This is a genomic window from Exiguobacterium sp. s5, from assembly GCF_018618075.1.
GTDB classification, from domain to species: domain Bacteria; phylum Bacillota; class Bacilli; order Exiguobacteriales; family Exiguobacteriaceae; genus Exiguobacterium; species Exiguobacterium mexicanum_A.
Genome location: NZ_JACSLK010000001.1, coordinates 342135 through 365684 on the forward strand (window position 1 = coordinate 342135; position 23550 = coordinate 365684).

25 protein-coding genes are annotated in these 23550 nt (G+C 54.1%); 11 read left to right on the plus strand and 14 right to left on the minus strand.

Annotated elements, in window-relative coordinates; genetic code table 11:
- Positions 1-9 precede the first annotated feature (9 nt).
- Together KNP60_RS01910 and KNP60_RS01915 are read left to right on the plus strand one after the other, a co-directional pair.
- Entirely contained in the window at positions 10-336 is a 327-nt protein-coding gene (locus KNP60_RS01910) for a cyclophilin-like fold protein (protein WP_214796759.1), read from the plus strand.
- Between the two features lie 132 nt (positions 337-468).
- On the plus strand, positions 469-867 hold the full coding sequence (locus tag KNP60_RS01915) for a cytidine deaminase (RefSeq protein ID WP_021066236.1): 399 nt from the start codon (positions 469-471) through the stop codon (positions 865-867).
- Between the two features lie 51 nt (positions 868-918).
- On the opposite strand, the gene KNP60_RS01920 is transcribed toward KNP60_RS01915, so the two are convergent.
- From KNP60_RS01920 to KNP60_RS01930, 3 genes are all read right to left on the minus strand, one after another.
- A complete protein-coding gene (locus tag KNP60_RS01920; protein WP_214796760.1) occupies positions 919-1857 on the minus strand; it encodes a M23 family metallopeptidase in 939 nt (312 codons plus the stop codon).
- Positions 1858-1956: 99 nt separating this feature from the next.
- The gene (locus KNP60_RS01925; RefSeq protein WP_214796761.1) at positions 1957-2673 is read right to left on the minus strand and encodes a polysaccharide deacetylase family protein; all 717 of its coding nucleotides are present in this window, start codon (positions 2671-2673) and stop codon (positions 1957-1959) included.
- Positions 2674-2801: 128 nt separating this feature from the next.
- A complete protein-coding gene (locus KNP60_RS01930) occupies positions 2802-3560 on the minus strand; it encodes an MBL fold metallo-hydrolase (protein WP_214796762.1) in 759 nt (252 codons plus the stop codon).
- 118 nt (positions 3561-3678) lie between these two features.
- Here KNP60_RS01930 and KNP60_RS01935 point away from each other — a divergent pair, with 118 nt between their 5' ends.
- Positions 3679-4086 (plus strand): Lrp/AsnC family transcriptional regulator, encoded by a 408-nt coding sequence (locus tag KNP60_RS01935; protein ID WP_029594764.1) that lies wholly within the window; start codon positions 3679-3681, stop codon positions 4084-4086.
- 38 nt (positions 4087-4124) lie between these two features.
- Here KNP60_RS01935 and KNP60_RS01940 read toward each other — a convergent pair whose 3' ends face one another.
- Entirely contained in the window at positions 4125-4844 is a 720-nt protein-coding gene (locus tag KNP60_RS01940) for a GntR family transcriptional regulator (RefSeq protein WP_214792307.1), read from the minus strand.
- A gap of 146 nt (positions 4845-4990) precedes the next feature.
- Between KNP60_RS01940 and KNP60_RS01945 the strand changes: the two genes are divergently transcribed.
- Positions 4991-6340: a 6-phospho-alpha-glucosidase gene (locus KNP60_RS01945; RefSeq protein ID WP_214796763.1), complete on the plus strand. Its 1350-nt coding sequence runs from the start codon at positions 4991-4993 to the stop codon at positions 6338-6340.
- 116 nt (positions 6341-6456) lie between these two features.
- On the plus strand, positions 6457-7965 hold the full coding sequence (locus KNP60_RS01950; RefSeq protein WP_214796764.1) for a PTS transporter subunit EIIC: 1509 nt from the start codon (positions 6457-6459) through the stop codon (positions 7963-7965).
- A 51-nt stretch (positions 7966-8016) separates the two neighbouring features.
- Here the strand turns inward: KNP60_RS01950 and KNP60_RS01955 are convergent, their stop codons facing one another.
- Positions 8017-8235, minus strand: a complete 219-nt coding sequence (locus tag KNP60_RS01955) for a hypothetical protein (RefSeq protein ID WP_214796765.1) — start codon at positions 8233-8235, stop codon at positions 8017-8019.
- A 135-nt stretch (positions 8236-8370) separates the two neighbouring features.
- Positions 8371-9270 carry a helix-turn-helix transcriptional regulator gene (locus KNP60_RS01960; RefSeq protein WP_214796766.1) on the minus strand — a complete coding sequence of 300 codons (900 nt, stop codon included), beginning with the start codon at positions 9268-9270 and terminating at the stop codon, positions 8371-8373.
- A gap of 66 nt (positions 9271-9336) precedes the next feature.
- Here KNP60_RS01960 and KNP60_RS01965 point away from each other — a divergent pair, with 66 nt between their 5' ends.
- Entirely contained in the window at positions 9337-9855 is a 519-nt protein-coding gene (locus KNP60_RS01965) for a dihydrofolate reductase family protein (RefSeq protein ID WP_214796767.1), read from the plus strand.
- 36 nt (positions 9856-9891) lie between these two features.
- Here KNP60_RS01965 and gntK read toward each other — a convergent pair whose 3' ends face one another.
- The 3 genes from gntK to gnd (KNP60_RS01980) all read right to left on the minus strand — a co-directional run bounded on the left by gntK (position 9892) and on the right by gnd (KNP60_RS01980) (position 13720).
- A complete protein-coding gene (gene gntK, locus KNP60_RS01970; protein ID WP_214796768.1) occupies positions 9892-11391 on the minus strand; it encodes a gluconokinase in 1500 nt (499 codons plus the stop codon).
- Between the two features lie 17 nt (positions 11392-11408).
- Positions 11409-12752: a GntT/GntP/DsdX family permease gene (locus KNP60_RS01975; RefSeq protein ID WP_214796769.1), complete on the minus strand. Its 1344-nt coding sequence runs from the start codon at positions 12750-12752 to the stop codon at positions 11409-11411.
- A gap of 83 nt (positions 12753-12835) precedes the next feature.
- Positions 12836-13720, minus strand: a complete 885-nt coding sequence (gene gnd, locus KNP60_RS01980; RefSeq protein WP_214796770.1) for a phosphogluconate dehydrogenase (NAD(+)-dependent, decarboxylating) — start codon at positions 13718-13720, stop codon at positions 12836-12838.
- A 126-nt stretch (positions 13721-13846) separates the two neighbouring features.
- On the opposite strand from gnd (KNP60_RS01980), the gene KNP60_RS01985 reads away from it, so the two are divergent.
- The 3 genes from KNP60_RS01985 to KNP60_RS01995 all read left to right on the plus strand — a co-directional run bounded on the left by KNP60_RS01985 (position 13847) and on the right by KNP60_RS01995 (position 16993).
- A complete protein-coding gene (locus tag KNP60_RS01985; RefSeq protein WP_214796771.1) occupies positions 13847-14695 on the plus strand; it encodes a MurR/RpiR family transcriptional regulator in 849 nt (282 codons plus the stop codon).
- 262 nt (positions 14696-14957) lie between these two features.
- A complete protein-coding gene (locus KNP60_RS01990) occupies positions 14958-15341 on the plus strand; it encodes a hypothetical protein (RefSeq protein ID WP_034779079.1) in 384 nt (127 codons plus the stop codon).
- Positions 15342-15400: 59 nt separating this feature from the next.
- Positions 15401-16993: an FMN-binding glutamate synthase family protein gene (locus tag KNP60_RS01995; protein WP_214796772.1), complete on the plus strand. Its 1593-nt coding sequence runs from the start codon at positions 15401-15403 to the stop codon at positions 16991-16993.
- Between the two features lie 6 nt (positions 16994-16999).
- On the opposite strand, the gene KNP60_RS02000 is transcribed toward KNP60_RS01995, so the two are convergent.
- On the minus strand, positions 17000-18199 hold the full coding sequence (locus tag KNP60_RS02000; RefSeq protein WP_214796773.1) for an MDR family MFS transporter: 1200 nt from the start codon (positions 18197-18199) through the stop codon (positions 17000-17002).
- Positions 18200-18385: 186 nt separating this feature from the next.
- On the minus strand, positions 18386-19372 hold the full coding sequence (locus KNP60_RS02005) for a metallophosphoesterase family protein (protein ID WP_214796774.1): 987 nt from the start codon (positions 19370-19372) through the stop codon (positions 18386-18388).
- A gap of 119 nt (positions 19373-19491) precedes the next feature.
- Between KNP60_RS02005 and KNP60_RS02010 the strand changes: the two genes are divergently transcribed.
- Entirely contained in the window at positions 19492-20106 is a 615-nt protein-coding gene (locus KNP60_RS02010; protein ID WP_214796775.1) for a flavodoxin family protein, read from the plus strand.
- Positions 20107-20136: 30 nt separating this feature from the next.
- On the opposite strand, the gene KNP60_RS02015 is transcribed toward KNP60_RS02010, so the two are convergent.
- The 3 genes from KNP60_RS02015 to KNP60_RS02025 all read right to left on the minus strand — a co-directional run bounded on the left by KNP60_RS02015 (position 20137) and on the right by KNP60_RS02025 (position 22142).
- Positions 20137-20670, minus strand: coding sequence for a hypothetical protein (locus KNP60_RS02015; protein WP_214796776.1), 534 nt, complete (start codon positions 20668-20670; stop codon positions 20137-20139).
- A 316-nt stretch (positions 20671-20986) separates the two neighbouring features.
- Positions 20987-21868: a phosphogluconate dehydrogenase (NAD(+)-dependent, decarboxylating) gene (gnd, locus tag KNP60_RS02020; protein ID WP_214796777.1), complete on the minus strand. Its 882-nt coding sequence runs from the start codon at positions 21866-21868 to the stop codon at positions 20987-20989.
- 61 nt (positions 21869-21929) lie between these two features.
- The gene (locus tag KNP60_RS02025; RefSeq protein ID WP_034779072.1) at positions 21930-22142 is read right to left on the minus strand and encodes a hypothetical protein; all 213 of its coding nucleotides are present in this window, start codon (positions 22140-22142) and stop codon (positions 21930-21932) included.
- A 434-nt stretch (positions 22143-22576) separates the two neighbouring features.
- Here KNP60_RS02025 and KNP60_RS02030 point away from each other — a divergent pair, with 434 nt between their 5' ends.
- Positions 22577-23530, plus strand: coding sequence for an LCP family glycopolymer transferase (locus KNP60_RS02030; RefSeq protein WP_214796778.1), 954 nt, complete (start codon positions 22577-22579; stop codon positions 23528-23530).
- Positions 23531-23550: the final 20 nt, after the last annotated feature.

Here is a 23550-nt window from a genome sequence, read left to right on the forward strand (position 1 = left end):
ACGTCACAAGTGGAAGAACTAAACGTCTCAATACGTTTCGAAACCAACCCGACAGCCGAAGCGCTCCAAGCCCGTCTGCCGCTCACGTTGTCGATGCAGGACTTGCATCAGAACGAGAAATATTTCTATTTCGATGAACCGTTCCCGACGAACCCGGAACGTGGCGGTTCGATTCGAGCCGGGGATGTCATGCTGTATGGCGATGACTGTCTCGTCTTGTTTTATAAAGACGTCGAGACGAGCTATGCATATACGCGCATCGGTCGGGTCGAGGACTTCTCCACGCTTGCACCACTACTCGGGAGCGGGACGGTCGAGCTGACGTTTCAAAACTGATAAAAGATTGTGACCGCTTTCAAAAATTCATTGACTTCTCTATCGCTTGAGGTGTATGCTAAAAATCCTGCCCAAAAAGAGAGGCCGGGAACTGGCATCAGTTCATTTCGAGTCAGAGAGGACCATGATCCCATGAACCAACAACAATTAGTCGAGCGTGCCCGCCAAGTGAAAGAGAACGCCTACTCGCCGTATTCGAACTTCCGCGTCGGAGCAGCGCTTCTCATGAAGGACGGTACGGTCATCGACGGCGTCAACGTCGAGAACGTCTCGTTCGGTGCGACGAACTGTGCCGAGCGTACGGCCATCTTCACAGCGGTCGCGCAAGGCTATAAAAAAGGTGACTTCGAAGCCGTCGCGGTGTCAGGCGACACGGTCGACTTCTTGCCGCCATGCAGCATCTGCCGCCAAGTGCTCGTCGAGTTCGGCGACCCGGACTTCAAAGTATTGCTCACGAACGGCAACGCCGACGTGAAAGAAGTGACGCTGGAAGAGCTCGTCCCGCTTGCGTTCACAGAACTCGAGATGTAACAGCAATGTCCCCACATCCATCGATGCGGGGACATTTTTTGTAGTTAACGATTACCGCCAAAAGTTAAACAGGAGTCTAGGAACGGCGAGCGCGAGTTCGAATAAAAAGTCAGCGGCTAAGTTCGTGCGATCCAACGAGTTGGACTGTTTCGGTCTGACGATTTGACCACGAACCGGATTCTTTCTTCCTTTTAGACGAATCCGAATCGAGGTGGCGGATGCCAAGTCAGGACTGTCCATCACTTGGAAGTGGAGTTGCGGTTCAGACGAATCCCCCGAGTTCCCGCAGCGACCGATCAATTGGCGTGTCTTGACATGGTCCCCGACGTTGACGGCGATCGAGCCGGCCTCGAGGTGGGCGAGGAGACTGTACTCGCCATTGGCATGCTCGAGGATGACGTGATTACCAAAGGGATGGTTCGAATCCGAAACGTCCGGTACATCATCGACAACCACCACAACCGTCCCGTCCAATGGTGTGATGATCCGTTCCCCGAACGCATAAAACGAGTGGTTCCCGGATTTTGTCTTGTTGTATGACCAGTTGTTGTTCACTTTAATGAAGTCGTAGGCGTATCGTTGCGCGCGTTCCGGATAATGCCTATTCTCACCAGGGTGTGTGCCGCCTGATACGACGAGCCAGTCATCCGTGAACGGAAGGTGGTATGTATGTTTCGTGAAGCGACGGTCGCCCCTCGAATCGGGTTGATATGGCGTCATGAGTAGTTCCTCGATGAGGTCGTCCTGATTGAACGTCGCGCTCAGCACACGTTCCTTCCGGTCATCCATCCAGACGAGGTGACGGCTACCGTTCAACTTCATGTCATTGACCACACGATAGCGGCGAACACCTTCATTGAATGAAGTGGCGAGCTGGTAGAACGTGTCGAGCGAGGTCTGTTGTTTGAATGAGTCGGTCGTCTGGCTATAAATCGAATCGAATTGACCATCGAGAAATGATTTAGGAAACGTTCGGACGTCGAGTTGCATGTGGGTTCCACCTTTGCTGGTTGTTCCTATTGTATACGGCGTAAAGAACATAAAGTTTCGAGCAAACAAAAAGCTGAGTCCACGTAGACTCAGCATGTTTCATTCGTTCGGTTCCCACGGATTGAAAAAGTTGTACGGGGGATGCACCCCTTCTAACGTCCGAAACTCATAGTCGCGTTCTTTCGCATAGCGGATAATCGTATCGAGCGCTTTCGGTGTCATCGAGTGATCGTGCGCCAAGATGATCGAGGCGATATTCATCTTGTAATTCGCCTCGAGCCGATTGAACACACGCTGCTCGATTGGCGCGTTGTCTTTCTTATAAATATGATCGAGACTGCCGACGTTCCAGTCCCAAATCTCAAAACCGGCCTCGTCCATCGCTTGCCAGTGCGCAGGCGTCATGCCTGCGTCACTACCGTAAATCGTGCGGGCCATGTTCGTATGGATGCCTGTCACTTCATATATGAGACGTTGCACGTCCTTCATTTGACGCACGGCCGTCATCGGCGACGCATAAAACTCCTCGCGCACGTGTGTCATCCCATGCAAGGCAATGAGATGGCCTTCGGCGACGATGCGTCGGATGAGGTGCTCATTGCCCTTGATATTCTTCCCAAGAATGAAGAAGGTCGCCTTCACCCGATGCTTCTTCAAGACATCGAGCAGCGCGCCCGTCTTCCGGTTCGGTCCGTCATCGAGCGTCAAATAGATGAGACTGCGGTCGTTATAAGCTTTCGGTTTCGGGATCGCCGCCTGAGACAGGGAGCTGATTAACAAAAAGATGGACATGAGCAAAATGACGCGTTTCTTCATTCTCACAAAACTCCCTCGAGGCAAAAAACGGGTGACATGGCATCGGTATGAAGCATAGAATACCACAAAAAGGATTCAAAAATGAAGCTGAAAATGCCCCTGACGTGAAAGGTCAGGCCGTCGTTTCGTTAGCGTGAAATCGTCTCGCCGTCTTCTGGAACGATGAGTTGATCGGCGAAGCCATGTGATGCCGCATAGGCACGTAAGTCAGGACGCGACAACTTCCAATGATTGACCGCTTCCATATGGACCGCGATAATCGTCGCGGCTGGAGCCGCCTCATGCACATGGCGGACGTCCTCTTCGTTCATGACGAGCGACCCGCCTTCGACGAATTGGTTGTCCCCGGCGTTGACGACGATGACTGCTGGTTGATGCGCTTGAATCGTCTTGGCGACTTCGTCATACCAAACCGTGTCCCCGGCGACATAGAGCGTCTGTTCCGTAGGGTGGGTGAAGACGACACCGCACACGAGACCGGCCATTTCTAAAATCGGACCGCGACCGTGCTCCCCAGCTGTCTTCGTGAGGTTGATTCCTTCGAATGCTGTCGTGTCGCTCAACACGGTCACGTTCGTGAAGCCGTCGCCTTCGATGACAGTCAAATCATCCTCGTTTTGAACGAACAGCGGGATCGCTTTCGGCAGAACTTGTTTTGCGACCTCGTCGTAGTGGTCGAGATGCAGGTGGGTCAAGATGACGGCATCGACGCCTGTCAGGATGTCGTCGATCGCGATTGGCAGGTCGGCCAATGGATTAGCGTCTTGCCGTGCCGAGTTCGGGAACGGGGGATAGGCCCCTTTCTCCCCGAGGAACGGGTCGATGAGGAACGTCTTTCCGGCGTATTCGACGCGGAGTGTGGCATTACGGATCAGTTGTACGTGCATAGAAAAATCTCTCCTTTTAGCTATAATGTATGTACAGTCTAACAAGCAGCCGTCGTTTCATACATAACACGAATCAAGTGTTTGGACGGATTGGCTTGAATCGTGAAAGGAGTCACCTATGCTCGATCCAACAGATCGCCTCATCATCGAGGCGCTACAGGCGAACAGCCGGATAACGATGAAAGAACTCGGGGCACACGTGCACTTGACCGGGCAGGCGACGGCGACGCGCGTCAAGAAGCTCGAAGACCTCGGCATCATCGAAGGGTATACGATTCGCGTGAACGAGGACAAGCTCGGGTTACCGGTCCACGCGATGATCACCATCTTTACGTCGAGCACGTTCCACGACCCGTATCTCATGTTCCTCGAGGAGCACCGGCCGTACGTCCGCAATAACTACAAGGTGAGCGGGGACGGCTGTTACGTCTTGGAATGCCGCTTCCCGTCGAACCAAGAGCTGAACGCCTTTTTGGACGGGCTCAGCAAGTACGTCAATTATAAGTTGTCGATCGTCATTAACTGACGAAGGACCTGTGAATCGCTGTGATTCACAGGTCCTTTTTAATGTCTTCGTCCGGCGCGGATGATGAAGCGGTATTCTTCACTCTTGAAATACGTTTCTGTGAACTCAAACCGACTGCCATCCATAAGAAACGAATAGAGTTCGACTTTGAGTACGGGCGTTCGTTCACTCACTCCGAGCATCTCGGCAATCTCTTTTGTCGGGAGCACCGGGATGAACTCTTGGACGCTGTCCGCAATCTTGAACTGTTTGATTTCTTCGATATAAGCGTACTTCGATTGCGACATCACTTCGTACGTCAAGTCGGGGAACAGCTTTAGCGGCAAGTATGTGTCCTCGACGATGAGCGGTTCGCCGTCTGCGAATCGTTGGCGCCTCACGTAGAAGACGAGCTCGCCATCTTCGAGTTCGAGTGCCTCTCGCACTTTCTCACTCGGTGGCTGTAACGTGAAGGTGAGCACTTTGTTCGTCACTTCTTTCCCTTCTCGTTTCATGTCTTCCGTGAAGCTTTTTAATTCGTACATGTTGTGTTCAATTTTTTCGGACTGGACGTATGTGCCGCTGCCCTGTCGTTTCCATAAGAGACCTTCCTCTTGGAGCAATTTGACCGCCTGCCGGACAGTCACTCGACTGACGCTGAACTCTTCGACGAGTTGAGCCTCGGTCGGGATCGCCTCACCGGGCGCCCACGTGCCGGACTCGATAAACGTGCGCATTTTGTGGGCGACTTGTTGGTAGAGCGGTGATTTTGCTTTCATGACTGACCCTCCGATTTCGACCTAAATTCATACTTCTAGTATACACAAAGTAAAATGTTTTCAAAAATATTGTTGACGTTTAAAATAATATGTATTAAATTTGTATTGTAATCAATTAGATATGTATTCGAAAGGGGAACACACACATGAAACAAGGACAACGCCTCGTCGTCGTCGGTGGCGGCAGCACGTACACAATCGGTATGATTATGAGCTTGATCGAAGAGAAGGCTCACTTCCCACTACGTTCCATCACGTTTTACGATACGGATGGTGAGCGCCAGGAGCGTGTCGCCAAAGCGACTGAAATCATCTTGCGTGAGCATTACCCAGAGCTCGAGCTGTTCGAGTATACGACGGACAAAGAATACGCCTTCCGCGACAAGGACTTCTTCTTCGTTCAAATTCGAACGGGCGGCCTGGAGATGCGCGAGAAAGATGAACAGATTCCGCTCCGTCACGGCGTGGTTGGACAAGAGACGTGTGGACCGGGCGGGATGTCGTATGGGATGCGGTCGATTGGGGACATGATTGATCTCGTCGCAGACATCCGCCAAGGCTCACCGGACGGTTGGATCTTAAATTATACGAATCCGGCCGCAATCGTCGCCGAGGCGTTGAAGCGTGCCTACCCGAATGACAAAAAGATTTTGAATATCTGTGATATGCCGGCTGCAATCATGGTGAGCTACGCGAAGATTCTCGGCAAAGAAATTTGGGATCTCGTGCCGGAATACTTCGGCCTCAACCACTTCGGTTGGTTCACAGGCATCTATGACAAAGAAGGCAATGAGTTGACGGAAGACATCAAGCGCGCCATCTTAGAGGACGGGTTCATCCCAGAAGACTCAGAGATCGCAAACGACCCATCTTGGATCAAGACGTTCAAGCAAGTCGAGAAGATGCTCACCGATTTCCCGGAATATTTGCCGAACACGTACCTTCAGTATTATTTGTATCCGTCCGACATGGCGGAGAAGGAAGATGTGGAGAACACGCGGGCCCGTCAAGTCATCAACGGCCGCCAGCATCGGGTCTTCTCGATGTGCGATCAAATCATCGCTGACGACTCACTTGAGAACGTGCATCTTGAAGTCGACATCCACGGTTGCTACATGATTCGCGTCGCAGCGTCAATCGCCTACAACAATGGCGACATCTTCATCGTCATGGTGAAGAACGACGGCATCATCGCTAACTTGCCGGATGATGCGATGGTCGAAGTGCCGGCGATGCTCACGAACCGTGGACCGAAACCGTTCGCTGTCGGACACATTCCTCGCTTCTACAAAGGGATGATTGAAGGACAGCTCGCCTACGAACAGCTCGTCGTCGACGCCTATTTCGAGAACAGCTATGAAAAGGCACTCCAGGCACTCACGCTCAACCGGACCGTCGTCGATGCGCCGGTCGCCCGTCAAATCCTTGACGATTTGATTAACGAGAACGAAAACTATTGGCCGGCCCTCAAACAACGGGAGACGGTCGCACGCTAAAGACGAAGGGGAGTTATTCCCCTTTGTTCGTTTTGTGAATTGATAACGCTTACACATGAGGAGTGAATCAAATGAGTTAATGGTTCGGGGTATTTCAAAAATTCGGGAAGGCGCTCATGGTACCAGTCGCGCTCTTGCCGGCGGCCGGTATTTTACTTGGTCTCGGCGCGGCGCTAACAGGTCCGCTTGCAGAAAGTTGGACGTTTTTACAGAACGGGACGGTCGAAGCGATCAGTGCCGGGATGCTTCAATTCGGGTTGAGCATCTTCGCCAACTTGCCAATCATCTTTGCGATTGGCGTCGCGGTTGGTCTGTCCGGCGGGTCGGGAATTGCGGCACTTGCCGCACTCGTCGGCTACGTCATCATGAACACGACGATTTCGATTGCCCTTGGGATCACACCGGAAATGGCGGATGAGAGCGGGGAGTACGGCATGTTGCTCGGTATCCCGTCACTTGAGACGGGTGTGCTCGGTGGGATCGCGGTCGGCTTGCTTGCGGTCTGGGTGTATAAAAAATTCCACACGTTCAACCCGCCAGAGATGCTCGGCTTTTTCGCCGGAGATCGTTCGGTCGGTATCGTCATGGTATTCTTCTCCATCTTGCTCGGTTTCTTTATGATGCTCATTTGGCCGCCGATTCAGACCGGCCTCACAGCGATGGCGAATGTCATCGCGAGTGATGCGACGAATCCGGCTTACGTCGGGTTATACGGAATGCTCGAACGGTTATTGATTCCGACCGGATTACATCACATCTGGTACGCACCGTTCTTATGGACGTCACTTGGCGGCACGGCGACGGTTGGCGGTTCGATTGTGAGCGGGGACCAATATATTTTCCTCGCTCAAATCGCAGAAGGTGTCGACGTGACGGCCGGACGCTTTATGGCCGGCAAGTTCCCGATCGTCATGTTCGGTCTTCTTGGAGCGGCGTTCGCCATGTACCGTCAGGCCGACCCGGACAAGCGTCCCGTCGTGCGTGGCCTCTTGCTCGCAGCGGCAGGGACGGCGTTCTTGACCGGGATCACCGAACCGATCGAGTTCACGTTCTTATTCATTGCACCACTTCTTTACGTCGTGCATAGTGTGTTGACAGGGGTGTCGTTTGCGTTCATGTACGCTCTTGACGCCCATATCGGCTGGGCCGGTGGCTCGGGATTGATTGACTATGTCTTGGTGAATGTGTTGCCAGGGACGCCGCGCTGGTGGATGAACCTCGTCGTTGGGGCCGGATTCTTCTTCGTCTATTACGGCATCTTCACGTTCGCGATTAAAAAATGGAACTTGGCGACGCCGGGCCGAGGGGGACAAGAGACGAAACTGTTTACCCGCAAAGACTACAATGAAAAGAAATCAGGAAAGACATCAATCCAAACGACGGCACTTGCCATTCAAGAGGCGCTCGGTGGCCGTGACAACATCATCGATATCGATGCCTGTTTCACACGTCTCCGTGTCGAATTGAAAGATGTGTCCCAAATCGATGAGGACGAGTTGAAGGCACTCGGGGCAGCCGGGGTCGTGAAAGTGAAAAATAACATCCAGGCCATCTTTGGAGGACGCTCGGATTTGTACAAGAATGAGTTGCTCAAACTGCATAAAGAGATGGACCAAGCGAATTGAAAAAAGAGCTCAACCGATTTACGGTTGGGCTCTTTGTCCGAGATGAGAAGGTTAGTTCGTAACCGACGAGGCACGATAAAATTGAGCGCCTTTGATGAGTGTCGAAGCGACGAGACCGATGGCGAGCGGTAACGTGATGACGCCAATCCCTTGCTCGGTGACGATCATGTTGCCTTCCTCATAATAGCCTTTCAAGTAGAACAGCCCTGAACCGATCGTCTCGTTCAGTTCGAGCGTCGAGACGTTAAGGTACACCATGATAGCGAACAATGAGATGACACTGATTGAGACAAATAATTTTGAAAACGATAGCTTGGTTATGCGAACGCTCCTTTACATGTAGCAATATGGACTCATATTACCATATAAAGACAATTCTTACATGAGGACAAAGCATCGATTTGATTAACGATACCGGTTCAATAACCGCTCCGCTTGCTCCCGCATCATTTCCCGCAGTTCAATCGGCTCGACGACCTCGACTTCCGCCCCGGCCGCGAGTAATTGCCGCGACAAGAACGGGAGTTCGGCTTCCGGCACGTCCCACTCATTCTTTTCGCTGATATCGGGTAATACGTCTTCAAGCAGACGGCGGCCGAGCGGGGTGAGCTTGAGCCGAACGGTCACACCGCTTCGTTCGTCACTCGCCTCGAGGAGCGTCGCCAAGTCGTCCGCTTCGAACGTCTCATCGAGCAGGCGCATCGCTTCAATCCGGTCGATGCGATATTGGCGCAGGCCGTAATCCGAGAGACCGAATACGTACCATTTCAAATCGAGGAGCGCCATCCCAGCAGGTGCAATCGTGAACGTGCGTGATCCTTTCGTCGTCGCGTACGTCATCTCAATGTTGCGCCGTTGCTCGACCGCCTGAAATACGTCTTTCGTGAACGGCGCCGGTGGGACGGTCTGATTCCCGAGCCAAAGGATATTCTTTTCGAGCCGAGCGATTTTCGTCTCGAGGTCGTGCGGCAACTCGTTGACGTACCAGTCGGACAACGTGTCCCGCATGTCCCCGAACGGCACGTCCGGAATCTGTTCCATCCATTTGAGGGTGAGGTAGAGCGCGACCGCTTCCTGTTCCCGGAGCTGGAGCGGGGGAAGCAGGCGGTTCGGCAACATCTCATAACCGCCACCCGTTCCGGGGACGCTCCAAATCGGATAGCCGAGCTCCTCGAGCGTCAACATGTCGCGCTGAATCGTCCGAACCGAGGCACCTGTCTCAAGAGCGAGTTCATCCGCCGTGAACCGGCGCCCGCGATTCAACAATCGAATCAAGTGCAGATGTCGTTTTTTCACCTTATCCATTCCCGTCATGTTTTGTCGTGTTTATCAAGTAAGCTGAATGTATCACGAATCAAGGAGGAATTCATCATGGCAAACGTCGTCTTATATATCGCGACGAGTTTAGATGGAAAAATTGCCCGAACGAACGACCAACTCGATTGGTTGTTCGCGGTCGAGGGGGAAGAGGACAACGGCTACGCGGACTTTTTCAAGACGGTCGGAGCGGTCATCATGGGACGGAAGACATACGAGGAAGTGCTCCGGCTCGAGGACAATCATTATCCGTACGCGAACATCCCGAACTATATTTTGACACGTAACCCGAACCGTGAAGCCGAGCACGTCACGTTCACGGATGAGCCGATCGAGCAGCTCGTCAAACGATTGAAGCAAGACATCGACGGAGACATTTGGATCGTTGGAGGAGGCGAGGTCATCAAGGCGGCGATGGAGCACGACTTGATCGACAGCTATGAGATTGCCATCGCCCCGGTCGTGCTAGGCGAAGGGATTCCTCTCTTCCCAGAAGGCACGAAAGAGACGAAGTTGAAACTGACGAGCCAACGCGCGTCCGGACAGTTCGTCATGGTGACGTACGAGCGGTAAACGAAGGGCCGAGTTCACGATGAACTCGGCCTCTTCCTATACATGCTTCCTTTGGAACGCGGAAATCGCTTCATACTCTTCCGCGAGATGACGAGAGAGCCGGATATAAATCGGCAGCAACTCCCGATAAATCGTTGTTGCTTCATGATTTGGCGCATGTTCATGCGTGACTTGCGGCACGGCCGTGAAGTCGTCGATGTCCCCAAACGCATACTCGCCGAGCATGACAGCACCTAAGCATGAGCTCTCATGACTCTCCGGTACGACGACCGGCGTATCGAAAATGTCGGCCATCATCTGGCGCCACAGGCTCGACTGGGCGAACCCACCCGTCGCATGAATCCGGTTCGGTGCGCCCGTCAACTCGTCGAGCGCCAGCATGACCGTATACAAGTTGAAGATGACACCTTCTAACACGGAGCGGATGAAGTGCTCGCGCTTATGGTGGATACTCAAGCCGAAGAACGAACCGCGTGCGTTCGAGTCCCAGAGCGGGGCCCGTTCCCCCATCAAGTACGGGTGGAACAACAGACCGTCCGATCCCGGTTTGACCGTTTCGGCGATGCGCGTCAACACATCATAGGCGTCCATCCCGAGCCGTTTCGCCGTCTCGACCTCGCTCGCCGCGAACTCGTCGCGGAGCCAGCGCAGGATGATGCCGCCGTTATTGACCGGTCCGCCGATGACCCAATGCTTGTCGGTCAAGGCGTAACAGAAGATGCGTCCTTTCGGGTCCTCGACCGGTTCCCGGACGACCGTGCGGATGGCACCGCTCGTCCCGATTGTGACGGCGACGACACCTTGTTCGAACGCCCCGACACCGAGGTTCGACAACACCCCGTCGCTCGCCCCGATGACGAGCGGGAAGTCCCAACCGAGCGTCTCAACAACATCCGATTTAAGCGACAAAATCTCCGTCATCGGAACGAGTTCGGACAGTTGCTCGGGCGTGACTCCGGCGACGTCGAGCGCCTCCGCATCCCAGTCGCAGTTCTTCAAGTTGAACAACCCGGTCGCTGAGGCGATGGAATGGTCGATGACGAAGCGGCCGGTCAGGCGATAGAAGACGTACTCTTTGATGGAGACGAACTTGGTTGCCTGCTGGAACACGTCCGGATGCTCATGTTTCAGCCAACGCAGCTTCGACAGCGGCGCCATCGGATGGACCGGGGTGCCGGTGCGCATATGGAGCGCGCTCGCGTCGAAGTTCCGTTTGATCTCTTGCGTATACGGGTTGGCCCGGCTATCGGCCCAGGTGATGCTGTGGGTGAGCGGGCGACCTAATGCGTCGAGCGCGATCAGGCTGTGCATCGCCGAGCTGAATGAAGCGAAGCGGACCGGACCGTCGGCTTTGGCGCGGACGGCCGAGATTGCCTCGAGCACGGCCCCGTAGATGACGACCGGGTCTTGCTCGGCCGTCTCCGTGTCCGGGGTGAGGAGCGGGTACAACACGTTATGTACCGCGAGTTGTTGCTGGTTATGGAACAGGACGGCTTTTGTGCTCGTCGTCCCGATATCGACGCCAATCGTGTACATACACATCACTTCCTAACTTAAATAATGAACAAGCTGATCAAGAAGACGACCGCGAAGCCAGTCAATCCGATAATCGTTTCCATGACGGTCCACGACTTGAGCGTGTCTTTCACGTCAAGCCCGAAGTAGCGGTTGACGAGCCAGAACCCTGAGTCGTTGACGTGAGACAAGACGGTCGCACCAGAGGCGATCGCGATGACGATGAGGCCGAGCGCGGCACCGGTGATATTCTGGATTTCGAGAAGCGGCGTGATGAGTCCTGCCGCCGTGACCATCGAGACGGTCGCCGAACCTTGGGCGACACGGACAACGGTCGCGATCAAGAAGGCGAGCACGATGGCCGGCAGCGGTGACCCGGCCATCATTTCCCCGAGTACGTCACCGACACCTGAGTCGATCAACACTTGTTTGAACACGCCACCGGCACCGGTGACGAGAATGATGATCCCGGCCGGTTCGAGCGCTTTCGTCGCAATCTCTTGCACTTCGTCACGCGTATAGCCGCGGCGTGTGCCGAGGAAGATGAACGTGAGCAACGTCGCGAGCGTCAAGGCGACGAACGGGTGACCCATGAACGTGAAGAACGTGCGGATGCTGTTGCCTTCTTCTAATAAGACGGTAGACAACGTGTTCGCGAGGATCAAGACGAGCGGGATCGAGATGAGCGAGACGATCATCTTGAAGCTCGGCAACTCTTTCGACGTGTCAATCTCTTCGAATTCCATATAGTCTGGAATGTTGACTTGAATCTTGTTCGCGATATATTTTCCGAAAACCGGACCGGCCAAAATCGCGGCCGGAATCCCGGCGATGACCCCGAATAAGATGACCCAGCCGAGCTCGGCCCCAATCAAGTTGGCGACGGCAATCGGACCTGGTGTCGGCGGGATGAAGCTGTGCGTGACAGCGAGACCTGCAAGCAACGGGATCCCGTAGTAGAGGAGCGAGCGGCCCGTCTTTTTGGCGAGACCGTAGACAATCGGCACGAGAATGATGAAACCGACGTCGAAGAAGACCGGCACGGCGACGATGAAGCCGGTGATGGCGAGCGCCCATTGCGCCTTGTCTTCGCCAAACTTATTGACGAGCGTCTGGGCGAGGCGTTCCGCGCCACCCGATACTTCTAACATCTTCCCGAACATGGCTCCGAGACCGACGACGACGGCGACAAAACCGAGCGTGCCGCCCATCCCGTTCTGAATCGAGGCGATGACGTCCCCGAGCGGCATGCCGGCCGCGATCCCGACGAGTAGACTGACGAGGAGAAGTGAGACGAACGCGTGAAGCTTCGTCCGCATGACCAAGAATAAGAGCAAGAAAATCCCTGCGACTGCGATAAGTATAAGCGTAGAGCCAGACATTATGTAGTTCCCCCTTTATTTTACGTGTAACCGTTTACAAATATTACCAAAGGAAAAGGCCACCCCTGACCTTTTCCTTGCGGTTATTTCTTGACGACCGCGTGGCCCCCGAACTCGTTACGGAGTGCGGCGACGACTTTCCCTGAGAACGTGTCGTCCTCGAGCGAGCGATAGCGCATCATGAGCGACATGGCGATGACCGGAGCCGCCGCCTGCAACTCGAGCGCTGTCTCGACCGTCCATTTTCCTTCCCCTGAGGAATGCATGACGCCACGGATGTCGTCGAGTTTCGCGTCTTTCGAGAACGCGTTCTCAGTGAGTTCCATGAGCCATGAGCGGACGACCGATCCGTGGTTCCAGACGCGGGCGACTTGCTCGTAGTCGTAATCGAACGGGCTCTTCTCCAAGATGTCGAACCCTTCGGCGATCGCCTGCATCATGCCGTACTCGATGCCGTTGTGGATCATCTTCAAGAAGTGGCCGCTGCCGGCCAGTCCCGTGTACAAGTAGCCGTTCTCGACCGAGAGGTCTTTGAAGATCGGCTCGATCGTCGGCCAGGCGTCGGCGTCTCCGCCGACCATCGTGCAGGCGCCGTTACGGGCGCCTTCCGTGCCCCCGCTCGTCCCGCAGTCGAAGAAGGCGATGCCTTTGGCGCTGAACTGTTCGGCGCGTGCGACCGACAGCTTGTAGTTCGAGTTCCCCCCGTCGATGACGATGTCACCCGGATCGAGCTTCTCGAGCAGTTCTGCCAGTACGGTCTCGGTGATGTCACCGGCCGGAACCATCGCCCAGACGACGCGTGGCGTCTCGAGCGAGTTGATGACGTCTTCGAGCGTTGGTACGATCTCAAACTTCGATGTCGCCTCGACGTTCCCGGCGTCCGTCCCGACGACCGTATGACCGTGGTCGCTCAAGTTGAGCGCCAAGTTGTATCCCATCTTGCCTAATCCAATCAAACCGATTTGCATATCGTCACCTCTAAATCGAATTTTTTTCCATCTCTCCACTATAATATCAAATTAAATTCTATTTTCAATAGAGATTGCGGAATTTTTTTCGAAAAGGTATCGTTAAAAGAAAAAAGGGTGAGACACATGGAATCGATGAACGGCCTGGCCCGGATTCGTGGGGCCTATACGACACTGAGCAAGAAAGAGCAACGCATCGCCGACTATATCTTGAAACAGCCCGAACGCATCATCCACCATACGATCAACCAAGTCGCTGACGACCTCGACGTCGCCGAGTCGACCGTGTTCCGTTTCTGTCAGCGCGTTGGCTTCAAAGGTTATCAGGCGCTGAAGATTGCGCTCGCCACTGACGTCGTCGCGCCGCTCCAAGACATCCATGAAGACATCTCGAACGAAGACACGCCACATGAAATCGCCGAGAAGATATTCACTTCGAACGTGAAGACGCTCGAGGCGACCCGGCAAATCTTGGACGCGGCCTCGCTCGACAAGTCGGTCGCCCTGCTGTTGTCGGCCCGCCGCATCGAGTTCTTCGGGAGCGGCGGTTCGGCCGTCATCGCGCTCGACGCCTACCATAAGTTCGTCCGGAGCGGCCTGTTCGTCACGGCGAACCTCGAGTCGCACATGCAGCTCATGTCGGCGTCACAGCTGACGGAAGATGACGTCGCCGTCCTCATTTCGCACTCGGGTGCCTCGAAAGATACGCTCGACGTGGCGAAAGTATTGAACGAGCGCGGCGTGCCGACGATCGCCATCACGAACTATGCGAAGTCACCGCTCTCGAAGCTGTGTGACGTCGCCCTCTATACCGTGTCGCAAGAGACGGAGTTTCGCTCCGAGGCGCTCGCCTCGCGAATCGCCGAGCTCAGTCTAATCGACGCCTTGTTCACCGTCGTCATGATGCGGCGCGGGGAAGAAGGTAGAGAATCGCTCCAGAAGATGCGCGAAGCCATCTCGCTTCGACGCATGTGAAAAGACTGACCCTCGGGCCAGTCTTTTTCTTATTTGCGTGTCATTTGATGAACGCGTTTCTCGACCCGGCTCGGAGCATCTAAATTATGACGGAGCCTGTTGTCTTGTATATGCACAATCAATATGTATAAAAACCTGATTTTTGAAAAAGATTTACAGATACAAGTAGGGGTATGGGTATCACCTGAGGATTATAAAGTGCAAAAGGGTGGAATTAGTATAAACAGATTGATTTTCGTTTATACAGAGAGGAACGACCGATATGAATAACCTTAACTTCTTGACGACCGAGCACTACGACGTGTTCAAACAGTTGGCCCAGCGCCTCAAGAGTCCCGGAGACGTCAAGAAAGAGTATTTCTCCGCCCTTTATGTCATCGCCGGGAACGAACGGGTGCGAAACCTTCTCTTGCCGTACATGGACCTCGAGCAAGGCAAAATCAGCACGGCCACCATCATCGACGACAACACGTTCGAGAAACAAGACTTCATCCTCGTGAAACTCGTCATTCACTTGTACAACAATAAAGAATGGGTGCTCCCGACCGAGTTGATCAGTCTGCCGCAAGACGACTATCAACTCGCGATGCAGGCGATCACACTTTGTCGCGACGAGCAATTTGACGACGTCACCATACCAAAATAAGTTGACCTGTCCCGAATCGGTCGGGACGGGTTATTTGTCTAGTTGAAGGAGGCCACGCCATGTCCGTGAATACGACGATGCTCGCCATCGTGCTCGTCCTGATGGTATCGACGATTGCCGCCCCGTTCCTGTTCATCTTGTACCTTTGGCGGAAGGACCGCCACCAGCGCGAGCACTCCGTCCTCCGGAACTTCCCGATCCTCGGCAAGGTGCGTTACATCTTGGAGAAGGTCGGGCCTGAGATGCGCCAATACTTGTTCTTGAACGACAATGAGTCAAAACCGTTCTCCCGGAACGACTACGAGGCGGCCGTGATTTCCGGAAAATATAAGTCGCGCATCATCGGATTCGGCTCGGAACGGGACTTCGAAGGCGGCGGCTTCTATCTCCAGAACGTGCTCTACCCGACGAACCGGGACGAGCTCCGCATCGACAACCGGGACACCGTGTCGACGCGGCTGTATCAAGTCGAGGAGGACAACCTGTTCACGCGGAAAGAGCGGATCGTCGAACGCGAGGTCGGTCCGTCCTTGTTGATGGAAGAAGACAGCATCGTCATCGGAAAACAGACGTGTCGGGAACCGTTCCGTGTCCGCGGCCTCGTCGGGCAATCCGCGATGAGTTTCGGCTCGCTCGGCGAGAATGCCATCACGGCGCTGTCGATCGGGCTCGGTCGGGCCAAAGGGACATGGATGAACACCGGGGAAGGTGGCCTGTCGGACCATCACTTGAAAGGCGAGGTCGACCTCATCTGTCAAATCGGGCCGGCCTTGTTCGGTGTCCGGACCGAGGACGGGGCATTCTCGGAAGTAGCGTTTAAAGCGAAGAGCGAGATTCCACAAGTACGCGCCTTCGAGTTGAAGCTCGCCCAAGGCGCGAAGACGAGGGGTGGCCATATCGAGGGCTCAAAAGTGACGGAAGAGATTGCCCGCATCCGGAGCGTCAAAGTCGGCGTGACGATCGACAGCCCGAACCGCTTCTCCGAGTTCAAGACGGACCGGGAACTGCTCGGCTTCATCGAGCGTTTGCGCGACATCGGCGGCAAACCCGTCGGCATCAAGCTTGTCGTCGGACGCCTCGCAGACGTCGAGGCGCTCATTCAAGAGATGGACTCATCGGGGAAACATCCTGACTTCATCACGGTCGACGGCGGGGAAGGCGGGACCGGGGCGACGTACCAAGAGCTCGCCGATACGGTCGGGCTGCCGTTGAAGGCCGCGCTCCCGTACGTGCATCGCTTACTAGTCGAACATGGGCTCCGTGACCGCGTCACCTTGTTCGCCTCCGGCAAGCTCGTGACGGCCGATAAGATTGCCGTCGCCCTGGCGCTCGGGGCCGATTGCGTCAATATCGCCCGCGGACTCATGTTCAACGTCGGTTGTATCCAGGCGCAAGTGTGCCATACGAACCGATGCCCGGTCGGCGTCGCGACGACCGACCCGAAACTGCAGCACGCCCTCGTCGTCGACGAGAAGAGTTTCCGCGTGACGAACTATATCATCTCGCTCCGGGAAGGACTCTACAACATGGCGGCCGCGGCCGGACTCGACACGCCGACGAAACTGTCGCTCGAACATGTCGCCTACAAGTACCCGGACGGTCGGGTGAAGCGGGGCGAAGAATTATTCGATGGACAGGCGAAAGACGGATGACCGCGGTCATCCGTCTTGTTGCGTAAGTCGTTGGAATAATTTCGAATACAGCGCCATCCCGACGAGCGCCGACAGCAAGATGAGCGTGAACACGGCGAGCGGGGAGACGAAGCCTGAAGCGAGCACCGTTACCGGCGCGAGGAACTTACCAATCGTGTTTTGGAGCGTATCAGCCGCGAGGTATTGTCCGCGTGATTCGGGAGGCGCATAGCGGCTGACGAAGCTCTGGCTGACCGGAGAGCGAATCAACTCGCCGAACGTGAACACGGTCGTGACGACGAGCAAGTACCAGACGTTCGACGAGAAGGCGACGAGGAACGTCCCGAAGCCGGCGAGGAATGTCGACAACAGGAAGACGCGTCGTTCATCCCACGCCCGGAACGCGCGCGTGACAGGAATGATGAAGACGACGAACAACAGGCCGTTATAGGCGACGAGCCAGCCGAACAGGACCGTGTTCGAGACATCGAATGTGGCCGGGGCCTGTTCGATCAAATAGACCGGTAAATACACGTCGAGCTGCATGATCGGAATCAGGGCGAACACTCCGGCGATCAAGTAGAGGCGGAAAAACGGATCGCGCAGGATCGTTGCATACGATTTTCCCTGGGTACGGAATGTCGTCGCGACTGTCTTTCCGGTCGAGCCCGGCCGTGTCTCATGGGTGAGCGCCGCGAGCAGCACCCCGTATCCGAATAGTACGAGGGCACAGCCGAGGAGCAGCGCCTGACGATGCTCGAAAAAAAGGACCGCCCCGAGGATGGGGCCGAGCACGGCTCCGATATTGTTCGACGCCATGAACGTCGCGAATACGTCACGTAGGTGCTCAGGCGGTACGAGATCGGCAACCATGGCCGAACTGGCAGGCTTGTAGATGGCGCCCATGAAGCCGATGCCGATATACGTGACATAGTCGACGATCGCGTTCGTCGAGAAGGCGAAACCGAGAAACAGGATACTTTGCGCGAACGTCCCGACGAGCATGACGGGACGGCGCCCGACCTGGTCGGCGAGCGATCCGCCTAATAAACTCCCGGCGAGGAGGAACAGCGGCGGCACGGCCATGAGCAGACCGGCCAGTTCGACGCCGAGCGTCTGGGCGAAATAGACGGTGATGAACGGGAAGTACATCCAAAACAACAGATTGAACAGCCCTTCGCCGAACAGGCGGACTTTCAAGTTGAGGTCCCAGCGGTATGTTTCCATGAATGTCCTCCTTCAGTAGGTCTGTCTTCACTGTACGGATTCAAGCCGAGAAAGAATAGACTTATGTTGCGTGATTTGCTACGCTAATAATAGAAGAAACGAATAAGAGAGCGCTTGTTTGCGCTGTCCCTTGAAACGAACATACGTTTGTGAAATGACCCCCGATGTAACCATCGGGGGTCATTTTTATTGCGTCGTCTTCGTCGCCTTGAAACTGCGGGCGAAAAATTCCTCGAATCGTTCATCGTCTTCCAGCAATGTTCGTCCGGTCATCGACAGCCGGCGTGTCGGAAAACCTGTCGATTGGCTCGGTGTGACGAAATAATCATTAGGATAGGCGGTCAACGTGGAGCGGACGAAATCGCGTAACACCGTTTCGTCCTCTTCAATCCATTGTTCCGACGAGCCCTCGAGATTGTCGCGCGTGAGCAAGATGCATGACCCGTCCCGGATGAACGGATTGAAACTGAGCCGTCGCGTCTCTGGACCTGTGAACGGTCGAAACTCGTGTGTGATCCCTGAAGGAGTGACCTCATCGATGACATAGCCGGTCGGCCACGCCTTGCCGCATCCGTCCCACACCGAGAAGACATGACCAGGATAGACGAGGTCGGCATCGCCACGTCGAGTGACCTCATAGCGATGATGATGACCGAGGGCGTAATAGCTGAACCCGAGCCGGGCGACGACGGATGTGGGGAACCGTTGTCGGTCCCCGTGACCGAGGAAGATGTTCGGATACGGGTCGTCTCGCATCGGCGTCCTTGCGACATCCTCTTTCAACCTGGTCTGGTTCGTCTCACAGCTGAGCCCATAAATCGCGGCGCCGAGCGCTTCATCGAAGACATACCCGGGTCGAAGGAAACTATGCACGTGCTTAATCTGACGCCAACGGTCGTGATAAGCGAGCCGATTGATATCATGGTCCCCGTATACCAAATAGACGGATGCACCGAGGGCGGTCCACGTCTTCAAATACGGGACGAAATCTTCCGGGTCGCTCACTTCGATGTCTCCGGCGATGAGCACTGCCTTGATGTTTTCATGTCGAATGACTTCCGCGAGCTGGGCGAGCTTCTCGGCTTGGGTGGCAAAACTCGTCCGTTCGGCCGTGATGGCGTTCCCGGTATGTCTCGCATGGTGTAAATCAGCTATATGAATGAAACGTGTCATTGGCAAGTCCTCCCGAATCTGATCTATCCTAATTTTCCCATGTGAAGGCAAGCGTGTCGACAAGATTAATCTTTCTACGGGCGGGGAACACCTAACTGTCTACTATAAGGAGGGATTCGATGAAAGCCTTATTCTTGAACTGTTCCTTGAAAGGCGGGGACACGACCTCACATACGGAAGGATTGATGAAGGATATCATCCCGCACTTCGATAAGCTCGAGGTCGACTCGGAGATCGTCCGCGTCGTCGACTACAACGTCGCGTTCGGCGTGACCGAGGATGAAGGGGACGGGGATGCATGGCCCCAGATTTTTGAGAAAGTCAAAGCCGCCGACATCCTCATCATCGGGACACCGCTTTGGCTCGGCGAGAAGAGCAGCGTCGCCACGCAAGTCATCGAGCGGTTGTATGGGGGCAGCGCTTTGACGAACGACAAGGGCCAGGCCATCTACTACAACAAGGTCGGCGGTGTCGTCGTGACGGGGAACGAGGACGGGGCGAAACACGCCTGTGCTTCGATCCTGTATGGCCTGTCACATATCGGCTTCACCGTCCCCCCGAACGTCGACGCGTACTGGGTTGGCGAGGCCGGACCGGGTGACTCGTACATCGATGCCGGGCGCGACAACGCCTTCACGAAAAAGAATGGACGCGTCATGGCGTACAACTTGTACCATTTCGCGAACATGTTGAAGCAGACGCCAATCCCGGCCGAAGGCAATACAATGGAATGAGAAAGGCGGCCTCGGCCGCCTTTTTGATGCTTATTCACCGAAGAACGGACGAGTGTCGCTTGGATGCACAGGTTTTCCGTAGCGTTTGATGCGTTTCTCGATCAACGTTTTCTGCTTCATCATATAATCGATGATGTGTTCAATGAAATGCTCGTTGACTAAGCAAGGCTCGAACTGGAGGACGTGTTGATAAGTATGCGGTCCGGCGCACAAAAAGCCAGGCGGTAACCAGGCTGTTTTCAAACGACTTATGTAATCCAATACGCGAATGACAAAATAAGCCTCGTCTACTTCCTGTTGATACATCATTTGGAACGAGATCTCCCCACCATCGGGGAACGTGCGTGTTAATTTGAGGATGGTCATCGGTTCATAGATCATCGTCTCTCCTTCGAATTTGAAACGATGATCTTGTTCACTGATGCGAAGCGCTTGGTCGGCGATTCGATTGAAGGTGTAATCGACATCTCGCCAATCGTTCGTCTGTTGGCGAAAAAGGATTTCCCTTGTGGCTTTGTGTAGATTTTTCGAGACGTTTAACGGATATTCATGAAGTTTCAACATGTTTTTCCACTCCTTGTTCAACACAAGATACGGTGCTCCTTTCATCATAAGCTAATTTTAAAGGTTAGAATTTTACAAATTATAGTACATTTAAGAAGGTAATCGCTGTACTTTCCATTCGTAGTAACATTTCCCTTGAAATTTATAAAAGAGACATTTGTCACGCTAGAAAATATTGCGCAAAAAACAGAAAGATTTCAGTCGAATCGTTGACTGAGATCTTTCTTTACAATCAGTGATTCAAACATAAAAAAGACGCTCGAAGGCGCCTTTAAAAGATTTGCTCACGATCAGAGCGAGTACTAGTTTGATTTCATTATTTTTTCTCCACCGCATGACCGCCGAACTCGTTTCGAAGGGCGGCGACGACTTTCCCGGAGAACGTGTCCTCTTCGAGCGAACGTTGCCGCATCATGAGCGACATCGCGATGACCGGAGCCGGCACGCCGTACTCGAGCGCCGTCTCGACCGTCCACTTGCCTTCCCCTGAGGCATGCATGACCCCTTTGATTTCGTCGAGCTTCGCGTCCTTATGGAACGCGCTCTCGGTCAGCTCCATTAGCCACGAGCGGACGACCGAGCCGTGGTTCCAGACGCGGGCGACTTGCTCATGGTCGTACTCGAACGGGCTCTTCTCGAGAATCTCGAACCCTTCGGCGATTGCCTGCATCATCCCGTACTCGATGCCGTTATGGATCATCTTCAAGAAGTGGCCACTGCCACTCGGTCCGGCGTACAAATAGCCGTTGTCCGTCGACACGTCGTGGAACAATTCCTCGATTTTGCCGAACGCCTCTAAATCTCCACCGATCATCGTGCAGGCGCCGTGCCGCGCTCCTTCCATGCCGCCACTCGTACCGACGTCAAAGAAATAGATGAGCTTGTCTTTGAAGTGCTCGGCCCGCCGCATCGATTCCTTATAGTTCGAGTTGCCACCGTCGATGACGATATCCCCTGGTGACAACAACGCATGCAGGTCGTTCAAGACGTGCTCGGTCACGTCGCCCGCCGGTACCATCACCCAGACGACGCGTGGCGCTTTGAGCCCTTCGACGACTTCTTCGAGTGAACTTTTCGTCTCGAACTGGCTCGTCGACACGTTGCCCGGGTCGTAGCCGAGCACACGGTGTCCACTGTCCGTCAAGTTGAGTGCCAAGTTCAACCCCATCTTCCCAAGTCCGATCATCCCTAATTCCATATCGGTTCACCCCGTTCGTTGTAGTGGTTTCCTTATAAGGGTTACCCGAAATGGATGGACTTCAAAAGAGGGGCTTCACTTCATCGATGCGGTAGGCGAGGATCGACCCGACCTTCACTTGCTTCCCGTCACTCAAGTTGACGAAGTCATTCAAAGGACTCGCGACCTTTAACGTCTTCTCGAACGTGGACGATGCCTCATGAATCGAACCTCCATACACGATAAACGAACAAAGCTCATTTTTCTCTAAAAAACACGTGACGACATAACGCATCTGCCGATTCCTCCGACCAGTTAATAGGTTTTCATTTACATTTACATTACGAATGAGTCAATTATTACAAAAAATCATCCATTTGTCCCATAAAGGTTTTTAAATATAAGGAAACAGACCTAAAAAATTACACATTCGACGTATATTCGACATAAATCCAGTAAAGTTCTAACAGAAAAATGGGACCTTATACATATGAGTGAAAAGTGAGAACGGTTTCAGTTGTACCAAGGCGTGGTACTCTTACAAAGGAATGTTGGCAGAAGACTAAACTATTCATGAGGGAAATCCGATATTTAAAAACGAATGAATATTTCGACACTTGCCGACAAACATTTACCTTTTTTACAAATTTCTTAAAAAGTCGAAATTATTTGCATGATAAAATAAAACCTGGTCTTATTCATTAAAAGGTTCGAGAAAGGTGCTATGTCATGGAAGAGCAAAAGAAAAAGAGAGTCAAGAAACGCCGGAGAAAGAGTTCACCCGTAAAACGCATCGCGATCATCGCGGGAATCGTAGTAGGGCTGTTCCTGCTCATTGGAGTCGGGGTGGCGACATATTTATATAATCAAGTCGATTCGACCGTCGAACGGTTGAACGAGTCGACGGGCCTTAGCCCGGAGCGCATGCAACCGGAAACGATTGAAAATAAGAAGCCAATCTCGGTCCTTCTCCTCGGTGTCGATCGTCGTGCCGACGAGCAGGGTCGCAGCGACTCGATCATCGTCATGACGCTCAACCCGAACACGGATCAAAGCGCGATGCTCAGCATCCCGCGTGACACGAAGACGGAGATCGTCGGGAAAGAAACGTCTGATAAGATCAACCACGCCTATGCGTTCGGTGGAGCCGAGATGGCGCTCGACACGGTCGAGAACTTGCTCGACATCCCGATCGATTACGTGGCCGAAGTCGACATGAAAGGCTTCCAAGACACGGTCGACCTGCTCGGCGGCGTCAACGTGACGAATAACTTGTCATTCACGTCAGGTGAGCATACGTTCGAACCGGGCGCACTCACGCTTAACGGTTCAGAGGCGCTGGCGTACACGCGCATGCGCTATGACGACCCGAGCGGGGACTTCGGTCGCCAAGAGCGTCAACGTGACGTCATCACGGCGCTCGTCAATAAAGGCAAAGACGACTTCTCGATCTCGAAGTTCAACAACATGCTCGACGTGCTTGGCAACAACGCCAAGACGAACATGACGTTCAAAGACATCCGGACGCTCTCGAGCGACTATATGGCTGCTTTCAAAAACCAGGACGTCCTTCGCCTCGAAGGAACGGGCGGGAAAGAAAGCGACGGCATCTATTACTGGAACCCGGACGCTGCTTCACTTGAAGACGTGAAGTCGTATCTCGGACAATTGATGGAACAGTGACGTACCGCCTCATCCAATCG

Excerpts from the sequence above, each read along its gene's own strand:
- KNP60_RS01915 (WP_021066236.1), top strand. The coding sequence starts at position 469 with ATGAACCAACAACAATTAGTCGAGCGTGCCCGCCAAGTGAAAGAGAAC.
- KNP60_RS01920 (WP_214796760.1), bottom strand. The coding sequence starts at position 1,857 with ATGCAACTCGACGTCCGAACGTTTCCTAAATCATTTCTCGATGGTCAA.
- KNP60_RS01925 (WP_214796761.1), bottom strand. The coding sequence starts at position 2,673 with ATGAAGAAACGCGTCATTTTGCTCATGTCCATCTTTTTGTTAATCAGC.
- KNP60_RS01930 (WP_214796762.1), bottom strand. The coding sequence starts at position 3,560 with ATGCACGTACAACTGATCCGTAATGCCACACTCCGCGTCGAATACGCC.
- KNP60_RS01935 (WP_029594764.1), top strand. The coding sequence starts at position 3,679 with ATGCTCGATCCAACAGATCGCCTCATCATCGAGGCGCTACAGGCGAAC.
- KNP60_RS01940 (WP_214792307.1), bottom strand. The coding sequence starts at position 4,844 with ATGAAAGCAAAATCACCGCTCTACCAACAAGTCGCCCACAAAATGCGC.
- KNP60_RS01945 (WP_214796763.1), top strand. The coding sequence starts at position 4,991 with ATGAAACAAGGACAACGCCTCGTCGTCGTCGGTGGCGGCAGCACGTAC.
- KNP60_RS01950 (WP_214796764.1), top strand. The coding sequence starts at position 6,457 with ATGGTACCAGTCGCGCTCTTGCCGGCGGCCGGTATTTTACTTGGTCTC.
- KNP60_RS01960 (WP_214796766.1), bottom strand. The coding sequence starts at position 9,270 with ATGGATAAGGTGAAAAAACGACATCTGCACTTGATTCGATTGTTGAAT.
- KNP60_RS01965 (WP_214796767.1), top strand. The coding sequence starts at position 9,337 with ATGGCAAACGTCGTCTTATATATCGCGACGAGTTTAGATGGAAAAATT.
- gntK (WP_214796768.1), bottom strand. The coding sequence starts at position 11,391 with ATGTACACGATTGGCGTCGATATCGGGACGACGAGCACAAAAGCCGTC.
- KNP60_RS01975 (WP_214796769.1), bottom strand. The coding sequence starts at position 12,752 with ATGTCTGGCTCTACGCTTATACTTATCGCAGTCGCAGGGATTTTCTTG.
- gnd (WP_214796770.1), bottom strand. The coding sequence starts at position 13,720 with ATGCAAATCGGTTTGATTGGATTAGGCAAGATGGGATACAACTTGGCG.
- KNP60_RS01985 (WP_214796771.1), top strand. The coding sequence starts at position 13,847 with ATGGAATCGATGAACGGCCTGGCCCGGATTCGTGGGGCCTATACGACA.
- KNP60_RS01990 (WP_034779079.1), top strand. The coding sequence starts at position 14,958 with ATGAATAACCTTAACTTCTTGACGACCGAGCACTACGACGTGTTCAAA.
- KNP60_RS01995 (WP_214796772.1), top strand. The coding sequence starts at position 15,401 with ATGTCCGTGAATACGACGATGCTCGCCATCGTGCTCGTCCTGATGGTA.
- KNP60_RS02000 (WP_214796773.1), bottom strand. The coding sequence starts at position 18,199 with ATGGAAACATACCGCTGGGACCTCAACTTGAAAGTCCGCCTGTTCGGC.
- KNP60_RS02005 (WP_214796774.1), bottom strand. The coding sequence starts at position 19,372 with ATGACACGTTTCATTCATATAGCTGATTTACACCATGCGAGACATACC.
- KNP60_RS02010 (WP_214796775.1), top strand. The coding sequence starts at position 19,492 with ATGAAAGCCTTATTCTTGAACTGTTCCTTGAAAGGCGGGGACACGACC.
- KNP60_RS02015 (WP_214796776.1), bottom strand. The coding sequence starts at position 20,670 with ATGTTGAAACTTCATGAATATCCGTTAAACGTCTCGAAAAATCTACAC.
- gnd (WP_214796777.1), bottom strand. The coding sequence starts at position 21,868 with ATGGAATTAGGGATGATCGGACTTGGGAAGATGGGGTTGAACTTGGCA.
- KNP60_RS02025 (WP_034779072.1), bottom strand. The coding sequence starts at position 22,142 with ATGCGTTATGTCGTCACGTGTTTTTTAGAGAAAAATGAGCTTTGTTCG.
- KNP60_RS02030 (WP_214796778.1), top strand. The coding sequence starts at position 22,577 with ATGGAAGAGCAAAAGAAAAAGAGAGTCAAGAAACGCCGGAGAAAGAGT.